12 protein-coding genes are annotated in these 12,320 nt (G+C 33.5%); all 12 read left to right on the top strand.

The annotated features are described in order from the left end of the window. Nucleotides 1-86 precede the first annotated feature (86 nt). Nucleotides 87-1,394, top strand: coding sequence for an FADH(2)-oxidizing methylenetetrahydrofolate--tRNA-(uracil(54)-C(5))-methyltransferase TrmFO (trmFO, locus tag LG295_RS08430; protein WP_107530586.1), 1,308 nt, complete (start codon nucleotides 87-89; stop codon nucleotides 1,392-1,394). Between the two features lie 118 nt (nucleotides 1,395-1,512). Beyond that, nucleotides 1,513-2,403: a tyrosine recombinase XerC gene (gene xerC, locus LG295_RS08425; protein WP_107530587.1), complete on the top strand. Its 891-nt coding sequence runs from the start codon at nucleotides 1,513-1,515 to the stop codon at nucleotides 2,401-2,403. Nucleotides 2,404-2,406: 3 nt separating this feature from the next. Next, a complete protein-coding gene (gene hslV / locus LG295_RS08420; protein WP_107530588.1) occupies nucleotides 2,407-2,949 on the top strand; it encodes an ATP-dependent protease subunit HslV in 543 nt (180 codons plus the stop codon). Nucleotides 2,950-3,090: 141 nt separating this feature from the next. Beyond that, nucleotides 3,091-4,500, top strand: coding sequence for an ATP-dependent protease ATPase subunit HslU (hslU, locus tag LG295_RS08415; protein WP_107530589.1), 1,410 nt, complete (start codon nucleotides 3,091-3,093; stop codon nucleotides 4,498-4,500). 23 nt (nucleotides 4,501-4,523) lie between these two features. Then, a complete protein-coding gene (gene codY / locus LG295_RS08410; RefSeq protein WP_017724290.1) occupies nucleotides 4,524-5,297 on the top strand; it encodes a GTP-sensing pleiotropic transcriptional regulator CodY in 774 nt (257 codons plus the stop codon). A 348-nt stretch (nucleotides 5,298-5,645) separates the two neighbouring features. Next, nucleotides 5,646-6,434: a 30S ribosomal protein S2 gene (gene rpsB / locus LG295_RS08405; RefSeq protein ID WP_318832934.1), complete on the top strand. Its 789-nt coding sequence runs from the start codon at nucleotides 5,646-5,648 to the stop codon at nucleotides 6,432-6,434. 93 nt (nucleotides 6,435-6,527) lie between these two features. Next, nucleotides 6,528-7,406, top strand: coding sequence for a translation elongation factor Ts (tsf, locus tag LG295_RS08400; protein ID WP_017724292.1), 879 nt, complete (start codon nucleotides 6,528-6,530; stop codon nucleotides 7,404-7,406). 131 nt (nucleotides 7,407-7,537) lie between these two features. Next, a complete protein-coding gene (gene pyrH / locus LG295_RS08395) occupies nucleotides 7,538-8,260 on the top strand; it encodes a UMP kinase (RefSeq protein ID WP_017724293.1) in 723 nt (240 codons plus the stop codon). A 17-nt stretch (nucleotides 8,261-8,277) separates the two neighbouring features. Further along, on the top strand, nucleotides 8,278-8,832 hold the full coding sequence (frr, locus tag LG295_RS08390) for a ribosome recycling factor (RefSeq protein WP_107530592.1): 555 nt from the start codon (nucleotides 8,278-8,280) through the stop codon (nucleotides 8,830-8,832). 230 nt (nucleotides 8,833-9,062) lie between these two features. Then, complete coding sequence (locus tag LG295_RS08385) at nucleotides 9,063-9,824, top strand: isoprenyl transferase (protein ID WP_107530593.1); 762 nt, start codon at nucleotides 9,063-9,065, stop codon at nucleotides 9,822-9,824. A 17-nt stretch (nucleotides 9,825-9,841) separates the two neighbouring features. Beyond that, nucleotides 9,842-10,624, top strand: coding sequence for a phosphatidate cytidylyltransferase (locus LG295_RS08380; protein ID WP_107530594.1), 783 nt, complete (start codon nucleotides 9,842-9,844; stop codon nucleotides 10,622-10,624). Between the two features lie 394 nt (nucleotides 10,625-11,018). After that, nucleotides 11,019-12,305 carry an RIP metalloprotease RseP gene (gene rseP, locus LG295_RS08375; RefSeq protein WP_318832933.1) on the top strand — a complete coding sequence of 429 codons (1,287 nt, stop codon included), beginning with the start codon at nucleotides 11,019-11,021 and terminating at the stop codon, nucleotides 12,303-12,305. Nucleotides 12,306-12,320 lie beyond the last annotated feature (15 nt).

Genomic DNA, 12,320 nt, shown 5'->3' with positions numbered 1-12,320 from the left:
TACGACATATATTTATAATTTAGATGATATATTTATAAATATGATAGAATGTCTAAGTTGCTATTTTATAAGTAGGAGGTAAATAAATGACTCAAGTAGTAAACGTCGTAGGTGCTGGGCTTGCCGGATCAGAAGCTGCATATCAATTGGCACAACGAGGTATAAAAGTCAATCTTATTGAGATGAGGCCAGTTAAGCAAACACCTGCACATCACACTGATAAATTTGCTGAATTAGTGTGTTCTAACTCGTTAAGAGGTAATGCGTTAACAAATGCAGTAGGTGTACTTAAAGAAGAAATGAGACGTTTGGATTCATTGATTATTCGTGCTGCAGATAAAGCAAGAGTACCAGCAGGAGGAGCTTTAGCGGTTGATCGTCATGATTTTGCAGGTTATGTTACAGAAACATTAAAAGAACATCCAAATATAACAGTATTAAATGAAGAAATTAATAGCATTCCAGAAGGATATACTATTATTGCTACTGGACCTTTAACAACAGATAAATTGGCAAATGAAATTGTCGAAGCCACTGGTAAAGATCAATTATATTTTTATGATGCAGCGGCGCCTATCGTTGAAAAAGATAGTATAGATTTAGACAAAGCATATCTAAAATCACGCTATGACAAAGGTGAAGCAGCCTATTTAAATTGTCCTATGACTGAAGAAGAGTTTAATACATTTTATGATGCTTTAATGGAAGCTGAAGTTGCTCCAGTCAATGAATTTGAGAAAGAAAAATACTTTGAAGGTTGTATGCCTTTTGAAGTTATGGCTGAGCGTGGTAGAAAGACTTTATTATTTGGTCCAATGAAGCCTGTAGGACTCGAAGATCCAAAGACTGGTAAAAGACCATATGCTGTTGTTCAATTGCGTCAAGATGATGCGGCAGGTACGCTATATAATATCGTTGGCTTCCAAACACATTTAAAATGGGGCGCGCAAAAAGACGTTATTCGCCTTATACCTGGCTTAGAGAACGTTGAAATTGTAAGGTATGGCGTGATGCATCGTAATACTTTTATCAATTCTCCTGATGTTTTAACAGAAACGTATGAACTAAAAGGGAGAGAAGAACTATATTTTGCAGGTCAAATGACAGGCGTAGAAGGTTACGTAGAAAGTGCGGCGAGTGGACTTGTAGCTGGTATAAATCTTGCACATAAAATTCAAAACAAAGGTGAGGTCATTTTCCCTAGAGAAACAATGATTGGAAGTATGGCATATTATATTTCACATGCTAAAAATGAAAAGAACTTCCAACCGATGAATGCTAATTTTGGACTTTTGCCTACTTTGGAAAATAGAATCAAAGACAAAAAGTTACGTTATGAAACATTAGCAAATCGTGCACTGGACTATTTAGATAACTATAAAAAAACGCTATAAAAATTTCGTATTTAACAAACAAATTCGAAAATTTTGAAAGTTTTACTCAATTTAATAGTTTTTTTTCGCAGACTCCTCTTTCAATATGCTACAATTCATATTGATGGAGGGGTTTTTAATGGAAAAAATCCAACAAGCATATTTATATATGTTGAAAGTTGAGAAACATTTTTCAGAACATACATTGAAATCATATCACGATGATTTAGAGCAGTTTAATGATTTCTTATCACAGGAACATCTTATATTAGCTACATTCGAATACAAAGATGCTAGAAATTATTTAAGTTACTTATATACAAAAAACTTGAAAAGAACATCAGTTTCCCGTAAAATTTCTACGCTGAGAAGTTTTTACGAATATTGGATGACTCAGGATGAACAAGTAGTTAATCCATTCATACAATTAGTACACCCCAAGAAAGAACAATATTTACCTCACTTTTTTTATGAAGAAGAGATGAAAGCCTTATTTGATACGGTTGAAAGTGATGCTAAAAAAGGTTTGAGAGACAGAGTAATCTTAGAATTACTTTATGCAACTGGAATTAGGGTTTCTGAATTGGTTAATATAAAAGAACAAGATGTAGATATGTATGCACCAGGAGTCAAAGTATTGGGTAAAGGTGGTAAAGAACGCTTTATACCTTTTGGTGAATTTTGCAAGCAAAGTATAGAACGTTACTTAACACAATTCAAACCTAAAACAAATAGTGATCATGCGTATTTATTAGTCAACATGAACGGAGAGCGCATTACAGAACGTGGCATACGTTATGTATTAAATGATGTTGTAAAACGTACTGCAGGCGTGACTGAAATTCATCCTCACAAATTAAGACATACGTTTGCAACGCATATGTTAAATCAAGGCGCTGATTTACGAACAGTACAATCGCTGTTGGGCCATGCCAATTTGTCCACAACAGGTCGATATACACATGTAACAAATGAGCAATTAAGGAAAGTTTATTTAAATGCACACCCACGTGCAAAAAAGGAGAATTAGTTTATGAGTACATCTATCCATGCAACAACTATATTTGCAGTACAACATAATGGTCATTCGGCAATGGCTGGTGATGGTCAAGTTACTCTTGGAGAGCAAGTCATTATGAAACAAACAGCTAGAAAAGTAAGACGTTTATATAATGATAAAGTTTTGGCAGGGTTTGCTGGCAGTGTAGCTGATGCATTTACCTTATTTGAAAAGTTTGAAACAAAACTACAACAGTTTAGCGGTAATTTAGAAAGAGCTGCGGTAGAATTGGCTCAAGAATGGCGTGGAGATAAACAACTTAGACAATTAGAAGCGATGCTTATAGTTATGGATGAAACTTCAATTCTTGTAGTTAGTGGTACTGGTGAAGTTATTGCTCCAGATGACGATTTAATCGCTATAGGTTCTGGTGGTAACTACGCACTAAGTGCAGGTAGAGCCCTAAAGCATAACGCAACACACTTAACAGCGAGTGAAATGGCATATGAAAGCTTAAAAGTTGCTTCAGATATTTGTGTATTTACAAATGATCAAATCATCGTAGAAGAATTGTAAATAATAAAAGTGAGAACTTGATTGTTTGCAATGTAAAAATGTTTAACATTAAGATATAGTTGAAATAGTAAAAATTTTCCATAAATAGCTATTAATATGTTTCAGAGATAAAAAATGATTATAACGGAGGTAACTTGTCTAATGGAGACGAATGGTATTAAATTAACACCTAAAGATATTGTTACAAAACTTAATGAATATATAGTCGGACAAGATGACGCAAAACGTAAAGTTGCGATAGCTTTAAGAAATCGATATAGAAGAAGTCTTTTGACTGAAGAAGAAAAACAAGAGGTCGCTCCGAAAAATATATTGATGATTGGACCAACAGGTGTTGGTAAAACGGAAATCGCTAGACGCATGGCAAAAGTAGTAGGCGCGCCATTTATTAAAGTAGAAGCTACGAAGTTTACAGAAGTTGGTTATGTAGGTAGAGATGTAGAAAGTATGGTACGTGACCTCGTTGATATTGCAGTAAGGCTAGTGAAAGAGCAGAAAAAAACACTAGTACATGATGAGGCTCAAAATAAAGCTAATGAGAAGTTAGTTAAACTATTAGTGCCAAGCATGAAGAAAAAGGCAACGACAAACAATAATAACAACCCATTAGAGTCACTTTTCGGAGGTTCGATGCCTAATTTCGGTCAAAATAATGACGAAGAGGAAGAAACACCTACTGAAGAAGTTAAAACAAAGCGTTCAGAAATTAAACAACAACTACTGGATGGTAAGTTAGAAGAAGAAAAAGTAAGATTGAAGGTAGAGCAAGATCCTGCTGCAATGGGAATGTTAGGTACGAATCAAAATCAACAGATGCAAGATATGATGAACCAATTAATGCCGAAGAAAAAAGTTGAACGAGAAGTACCTGTTAAAACAGCGCGCAAAATATTGACGGACGAATTTGCCGACGAGTTAATCGATCAAGAGACAGCAAATCAAGAAGCGATTGAATTAGCGGAACAAATGGGAATTATTTTTATCGATGAAATAGATAAAGTAGCTACAAATAATCAAAGTTCGGGTCAAGATGTTTCTCGCCAAGGTGTCCAAAGAGATATATTACCAATTCTTGAAGGTAGCATGGTTCAAACGAAGTATGGTACTGTTAATACTGAACATATGCTATTTATTGGTGCAGGAGCATTCCATGTGTCTAAACCAAGTGATTTAATTCCGGAGTTACAAGGTCGTTTTCCAATTCGTGTTGAATTAGAAAGTCTATCGGTAGAAGATTTCGTTAGAATCTTGACTGAACCTAAACTATCACTTATAAAACAATATGAAGCGTTACTTCATACAGAGCAAGTAACAGTTAAATTTACCGATGATGCAATCAAACGACTAGCAGAGATAGCATTCCAGGTGAATCAAGATACTGATAACATCGGCGCACGTCGATTGCATACTATACTTGAAAAAATGTTAGAAGATTTATCTTTTGAAGCACCAAGTATGCCTAATGCGGTTGTAGACATTACACCACAATATGTAGACGATAAGTTGAAAACAATTTCAACAAATAAAGATTTAAGTGCATTCATTTTATAATATAAATAAAAAGGAGAAGGAATATGAGCTTATTATCGAAAACTAGAGAATTAAATACGCTTTTACAAAAACATAAAGGTATTGCTGTAGATTTTAAAGATGTAGCACAAACGATAAGTAGTGTAACAGTTACTAATGTATTTATAGTTTCAAGAAAAGGTAAAATTTTAGGGTCAAGTTTAAATGAACTTTTAAAAAACGAACGTATTATCCAAATGTTAGAAAGTAGACACATTCCTGTTGAATATACTGACCAGTTGATGGATGTTAAAGAAACTCAATCAAATATCGATATTGACAATGTATTAACTGTATTCCCACCAGAAAACAAAGACTTATTTGGTGATAGCAAGACGACAATTTTCCCAATTTTAGGCGGCGGTGAAAGATTAGGTACATTAGTACTTGGCCGTGTGACTGACGATTTCTCGGAAAATGACTTAGTTTTAGGGGAATATGCAGCTACAGTTATTGGTATGGAAATTTTACGTGAAAAACATAACGAAGTAGAAAAAGAAGCTAGAGATAAAGCTGCGATTAGCATGGCAATCAATTCGTTGTCATACTCAGAAAGTGAAGCGATTGAACACATTTTTGAAGAATTAGGTGGCAAAGAAGGTCTCTTAATTGCATCTAAAGTAGCAGATCGAGTTGGCATTACACGTTCAGTAATTGTAAATGCGTTACGTAAACTTGAAAGTGCTGGTGTAATTGAATCACGTTCACTTGGAATGAAAGGTACTTTCATCAAAGTTAAAAAAGAAAAATTCTTGGATGAATTAGACCGTATTAAATAATACATTTGAACTATTTACCGTGCAAATGTATTTTATATGTATAAATATTTATACAAACAAAGAAAATACCAAGACACTATACTGCGTTTCTATAAATGAAATTACATTCAATAGAACACATACAATACTAATTAAGAGGCTGAAACAGATTGCGATGTTTCAGCCTCTTAAATGTTCAAAATAGTAGTTTGAAAGTGTTGATTTATAGAAATGTATATGTTATATTTATTGACGGCTATGAAGCCAATACACACATAAAAAGTGAAAGTATAAAGGGTGCGACATATTTAATGTTGTGTTTATATGAGCTTTTTGTGGAGGTAGAAAACCAATAGGAGGAATTTTATTATGGCAGTAATTTCAATGAAACAATTGCTAGAAGCAGGTGTTCACTTCGGTCACCAAACACGCCGTTGGAACCCAAAAATGAAAAGATATATTTTCACTGAAAGAAACGGTATTTACATTATCGACTTACAAAAAACAGTGAAAAAAGTAGAAGAAGCATATAACTTCATTAAACAAGTATCAGAAGATGGCGGAAAAGTTTTATTCGTTGGTACTAAGAAACAAGCACAAGATTCAGTTAAATCTGAAGCAGAACGTGCTGGTCAATTTTATGTAAACCAAAGATGGTTAGGTGGAATCTTAACTAACTATAAAACAATTTCTAAACGTATCAAACGTATCTCTGAAATTGAAAAAATGGAAGAAGATGGCTTATTCGAAGTATTACCTAAAAAAGAAGTTGTAGAACTTAAAAAAGAATATGACCGTTTAATTAAATTCTTAGGCGGAATTCGTGATATGAAATCTATGCCTCAAGCATTATTTGTAGTTGACCCTCGTAAAGAGCGCAACGCAATCGCTGAAGCACGTAAATTACACATCCCAATCGTTGGTATTGTAGACACTAACTGTGATCCAGATGAAATTGATTACGTTATCCCTGCAAACGATGATGCTATCCGTGCAGTTAAATTATTAACTGGTAAAATGGCAGATGCAATCTTAGAAGGTCAACAAGGTGTATCAAATGAAGAAGTAGCTGCTGAACAAAACATTGATTTAAACGAATCAATTGAAGCTACTGAAGCAGAAACAACTGAAGAAAACACTTCTGTTGAATCAAACTAAGAATAATGTAAAATGGGTGATAAGATATTTAAGCTTATCACCTTTTTTTAAAATAAATATAATAAAATTCATTAAATAATGGAGGAATATGAAATGGCAATTTCAGCTAAACTTGTAAAAGAATTACGTGAAAAAACTGGCGCTGGCATGATGGATTGTAAAAAAGCGTTAACAGAAACTGATGGTGACATCGATAAAGCAGTAGACTTCCTACGTGAAAAAGGTATTGCTAAAGCTGCTAAAAAATCTGACCGTATTGCGGCAGAAGGTTTAGTACACGTTGAAGCAAGAGGGAACGAAGCAGCAATTGTAGAAATTAATTCAGAAACTGACTTCGTAGCTCGTAACGAAGGATTCCAACAATTAGTGAAAGAAATTGCTATCCAAGTATTGGATACAAAAGCTGAATCAGTAGAAGCTTTATTAGAAACTGAATTATCAGATGGTAAATCAGTTGACCAACGTGTTAAAGAAGCTATCTCTACAATCGGTGAAAAATTAAGTATCCGTCGTTTTGCTATCAGAACAAAAACTGATAACGATTCATTTGGCGCTTACTTACACATGGGCGGACGCATTGGTGTATTAACAGTAGTTGAAGGTTCAACGGACGAAGAAGCTGCTAAAGATGTAGCTATGCACATTGCTGCAATCAACCCTAAATATGTTTCATCAGAACAAGTAAGTGAAGATGAAATTGATCACGAAAGAGAAGTGTTAAAGCAACAAGCTTTAAATGAAGGCAAACCAGAGAAAATTGTTGAAAAAATGGTAGAAGGCCGTTTACGTAAATATTTACAAGAAATTTGTGCGGTTGACCAAAACTTTGTAAAAGATCCTGATCAAACAGTTGAAGCTTTCTTAAAATCTAAAGGTGGTAAACTTGTTGACTTCGTACGTTATGAAGTAGGCGAAGGTATGGAAAAACGTGAAGAAAACTTTGCTGACGAAGTTAAAGGACAAATGAAATAATTTTTCATAGTTAGAACAAGAAAGAAGACACCTTTTGTGCTCCGTATGAAAGATTCACTTTTGTATTGGAAGACCTATTGTGTCTTCTTTACTTGTATAATTACATATTTTACAATAGAGAGGATAAGACAATGGCTCAAACTTCTAAATACGAACGTGTTGTATTAAAATTAAGTGGCGAAGCACTAGCAGGTGACGATGGGTTTGGAATTAACCCAATTATTATTAAAAGTGTGGCAAAACAAGTAGCTGAAGTAGCAAAAATGGATTGTGAAATTGCTGTTATCGTTGGTGGAGGCAATATTTGGAGAGGCAAAACTGGTAGTGACTTAGGCATGGACCGTGGTACTGCTGACTACATGGGTATGTTAGCTACGGTTATGAATGCATTAGCTTTACAAGATAGCCTTGAACAATTAGAGTGTGATACACGCGTCTTAACTTCAATTGAAATGAAACAAGTTGCAGAACCATATATCCGTCGTCGTGCAATTAGACATTTAGAAAAGAAACGTGTTGTAATATTTGCGGCTGGTATAGGGAACCCTTACTTCTCTACTGATACTACAGCAGCATTACGTGCGGCTGAAGTTGAAGCTGATGTTATCTTAATGGGTAAAAACAATGTTGATGGTGTGTACTCTGCCGATCCAAAAGTAGATCAAAATGCAATTAAGTATGAACACTTAACACATATCCAAATGCTACAAGAAGGTTTACAAGTCATGGATTCAACGGCTTCATCATTCTGTATGGATAATAATATTCCATTAAATGTATTCTCGATAACAGAAGAAGGTAATATTAAACGCGCTGTTATGGGTGAAAAAATAGGAACGTTAATTACAAAATAATTTAGAGGTGTATGACTATGAGTGACATTATTAATGACACGAAATCAAAAATGCAAAAATCTGTAGATAATCTTTCTAGAGAATTAGCTAATATCAGTGCAGGTAGAGCTAACTCAAATTTATTAAACGGTGTAACTGTTGACTACTATGGTGCTCCTACGCCTGTACAACAACTTGCAAGCATCAGTGTGCCAGAAGCACGTTTATTAGTAATTTCGCCATATGATAAATCATCTGTAGGAGACGTTGAAAAAGCAATCAATGCTGCTAACTTAGGTGTCAATCCTTCGAGTGATGGTGAAGTTATTCGTATAAGTATTCCTGCTTTAACAGAAGAACGCCGTAAAGATTTAGTGAAAGAAGTTAAGAAAATCGGCGAAGACGCTAAAGTAGCTGTTAGAAACGTACGTCGTGATGCTAATGACGAACTAAAAAAACAACAAAAAAATGCTGACATCACTGAAGATGATTTAAAATCACAAACAGCAGATGTACAAAAGCTAACTGACGATTCAATTAAAGAAATCGATAAATTGTTAGAAGAAAAAGAACAAGATATTATGTCAGTATAAACATGGTAATGGATGGTAAGACTTCGCTTCACTTCTATTGTTAGAAATTAACTAATGGAATTCAAGAATCAGAGGTTTATCATATTTTATCTGAACTGTATCAAATCAGACTTTGGTACAGTTTTTTTATTTGTTTATTCAATGCACCTATCTAGTATGATAAAATGGTAGATAATTGCATCTAGAACCTATTATAATAAACATAGATGATCACGCTCGGAGGAAATACCATGTTTAAAAAGTTAAATAAGAAGAAAAATCAGCCTAACCAATCCGATTTTGAATTGGATCTACATAATATACCTGAACATGTTGCAATCATAATGGATGGTAATGGTCGTTGGGCGAAACAAAGGAAATTGCCTAGAATTAAAGGTCATTACCAAGGTACACAAACCGTTAAAAACATCACTAAAGTAGCCAGTGATTTAGGAATTAAATACTTAACGTTATATGCATTCTCTACAGAAAATTGGTCAAGACCGGAAAATGAAGTTAACTATATTATGAGCTTGCCAGGTACATTTTTAAAAACTTTTCTACCGGAATTGATAGAAAATAATGTTAAAGTAGAGACAATTGGCTTTTTGGAACATTTGCCAAATTCTACACTCAAAGCAATAGCTAAAGCGAAAGAAGATACTAAAAATAATACAGGCTTAAAATTAATCTTTGCTATGAACTATGGTGGACGTGCCGAAATTGTAAACAGTGTGAAAAAAATCTATGACCAATTAACTGCTAAAGGTTTATCAAGTGATGAAATCACTGAACAAATGATTGATGAGCATTTGATGACTCATGCATATCCTGACCCAGATCTTTTGATAAGAACTTCAGGAGAACAAAGAATTAGTAATTTCCTTATCTGGCAAGTATCTTATAGTGAATTTATTTTTAATGAAAAATTATGGCCGGACTTTAATAAGGAAGAATTAATAAATTGTATTAAAATTTATCAATCACGCCAACGTCGCTTTGGTGGATTATAAATAGTTAGGAGATTAGTATGAAAGTTAGAACTTTAACAGCAATCATAGCACTTATCATTTTTCTCCCTGTATTACTAAAGGGCGGCTTTATTCTAATGCTATTTTCATATTTATTAGCTTTTATAGCATTAAAAGAATTGCTTAATATGAATATGATTAAATTCATATCAATACCAGGTATAATAAGTGCATTAGGTATATTAATTATAATGTTGCCTCAAGAGGCAGGCGACTGGGTTAATAACTTCCAATTGAAATCTTTAATAGCTATGAGTTTTATATTATTAAGTTATACTGTGCTTTCTAAAAACAGATTTAGCTTTATGGATGCAGCTTTCTGTCTTATGTCAATAGCATATGTTGGTATTGGTTTTATGTATTTATATGAAACTCGCTCAGAAGGATTGCATTATATATTGTTTGCGTTTTTAGTTGTGTGGTTAACTGATACTGGCGCTTATATTTTTGGTAGATTGATGGGTAAACATAAGTTATGGCCAGTTATTAGCCCTAATAAAACAATAGAAGGTTTTATTGGTGGATTAATTTGTAGTATTATTGTACCGCTTGTAATGATACTATTTGTCGATTTTAATATAGCTATTTGGTTATTAATTATAGTTACGATTATTTTAAGTATGTTCGGACAACTAGGAGATCTTGTTGAATCAGGTTTTAAACGTCATTTTGGAGTTAAAGATTCAGGCAGAATTTTACCAGGACATGGTGGTATTTTAGATAGATTTGATAGTTTTATGTTTGTGTTGCCACTATTGAACATATTACTAATTCAAAGCTAAACGTATTTACTTTTAAAAATTTTATAAATCATACACAAGGAGTTAATGAATTGGAGTAACTGCGTAAAGCATACAGTTAATATGATTCTTAACTCCTTTAATAAATCTTAAGATTTCAACTTAATACTTTATTTTGTCGTTATAAAATATAAAAGTTAAATTAGGTGAATATTAATACATAGTCATAGCGTCTAAGGAATTAAATAAAACTAAACTATAAGTTGATATGTTTTTACATAAAAAACGGCTACAATGATATATAATAGTTACGTGTGTCAGTTAGCATTATTGTGTTATAATTTTATAATCTGTAGTGTGAACAGTAAACTTTAAATCGTTAGATTTTTAAAGTGAAACGTATTTAATTTATTAAGAATATATGAGGTGTATCAAATTGAGTTTTCTAGTAACAATTATTTCTTTTATAATCGTCTTTGGTGTCCTCGTAACCGTGCATGAATATGGTCATATGTTTTTTGCCAAACGGGCAGGGATTATGTGTCCAGAATTCGCAATCGGTATGGGACCGAAAATTTTTAGTTTTAGAAAAAATGAAACATTATATACAATACGTCTATTACCTGTAGGTGGTTATGTTCGTATGGCGGGTGATGGCCTAGAAGAGCCACCAGTTCAACCAGGAATGCACGTAAAAATTAAATTAAATGATAAAGAAGAAATTACACATATCATTTTAGATGAGCAACATAAATTCCAACAAATTGAAGCTATGGAAGTGAAACAATGTGATTTCAAAGATGGCTTGTTTGTGGAAGGTGTGACTGCCTATGATGATGAACGTCATCGTTTCCCTATTGCAAAAAAATCATATTTTGTAGAAAATGGTAGTTTAATTCAAATTGCCCCAAGAGATCGACAATTCACATATAAAAAACCTTATCAAAAATTCTTAACGCTATTTGCTGGACCATTGTTTAATTTCTTACTTACATTAGTTTTATTTATCGGTTTAGCTTATTATCAAGGTACACCGACGAATTCAGTTGATGAAGTAGCGAAAGGCACGCCGGCAGCTCAAGCTGGACTTAAATCTGGTGACACAATTGTGAAATTAGATGGCAAAACAATAGAAGACAAAAGTGATATTGATAAAGTTGTTGAACAAAATAAAGACAAAAATACAAAAATGACAGTAGAACGTGATGGTAAGACTCATACGATGGATATAAAGCCTAAAAAAGTAGAACAAAAAGTTACTAAAAACAAGAGTCAAACAAGATATTTATTTGGCTATACTCCTGCCACAGAACACACTCTATTTAAGCCAATCGTTTCGGGGATTGACCGCACACTAGAAGCTGGAAAACTTATTTTTTCTGCAATTGTCGGTATGATTGCTAGTATTTTTACAGGGAATTTCTCCTTTGATATGTTGAATGGACCTGTTGGTATCTATCATTCAGTCGATTCTGTAGTTAAAACTGGTATAATAAACTTAATTTCTTGGACGGCTTTATTAAGTGTCAACTTAGGATTAATGAATTTGTTACCTGTACCTGCTTTAGACGGTGGTCGCATACTATTTGTCATTTACGAAGCGATATTCAGAAAAACTGTAAATAAAAAAGCAGAAACAACAATTATTGCAATTGGTGCAGTATTTGTATTAATCGTCATGGTCTTAGTGACTTGGAACGATATACAACGTTATTTCTTATAAAGAGGGAGAGAAGTA

The organism is Staphylococcus pseudoxylosus, assembly GCF_044794325.1.
GTDB lineage: Bacteria > Bacillota > Bacilli > Staphylococcales > Staphylococcaceae > Staphylococcus > Staphylococcus pseudoxylosus.
Note: the sequence above shows the minus strand (reverse complement) of the source record. Positions and strands in the feature narration are given on the sequence as shown.

Bases quoted from the DNA above. Each gene is read 5' to 3' on its own strand.
- trmFO (WP_107530586.1), top strand. From the start codon at position 87: ATGACTCAAGTAGTAAACGTCGTAGGTGCTGGGCTTGCCGGATCAGAA.
- xerC (WP_107530587.1), top strand. From the start codon at position 1,513: ATGGAAAAAATCCAACAAGCATATTTATATATGTTGAAAGTTGAGAAA.
- hslV (WP_107530588.1), top strand. From the start codon at position 2,407: ATGAGTACATCTATCCATGCAACAACTATATTTGCAGTACAACATAAT.
- hslU (WP_107530589.1), top strand. From the start codon at position 3,091: ATGGAGACGAATGGTATTAAATTAACACCTAAAGATATTGTTACAAAA.
- codY (WP_017724290.1), top strand. From the start codon at position 4,524: ATGAGCTTATTATCGAAAACTAGAGAATTAAATACGCTTTTACAAAAA.
- rpsB (WP_318832934.1), top strand. From the start codon at position 5,646: ATGGCAGTAATTTCAATGAAACAATTGCTAGAAGCAGGTGTTCACTTC.
- tsf (WP_017724292.1), top strand. From the start codon at position 6,528: ATGGCAATTTCAGCTAAACTTGTAAAAGAATTACGTGAAAAAACTGGC.
- pyrH (WP_017724293.1), top strand. From the start codon at position 7,538: ATGGCTCAAACTTCTAAATACGAACGTGTTGTATTAAAATTAAGTGGC.
- frr (WP_107530592.1), top strand. From the start codon at position 8,278: ATGAGTGACATTATTAATGACACGAAATCAAAAATGCAAAAATCTGTA.
- LG295_RS08385 (WP_107530593.1), top strand. From the start codon at position 9,063: ATGTTTAAAAAGTTAAATAAGAAGAAAAATCAGCCTAACCAATCCGAT.
- LG295_RS08380 (WP_107530594.1), top strand. From the start codon at position 9,842: ATGAAAGTTAGAACTTTAACAGCAATCATAGCACTTATCATTTTTCTC.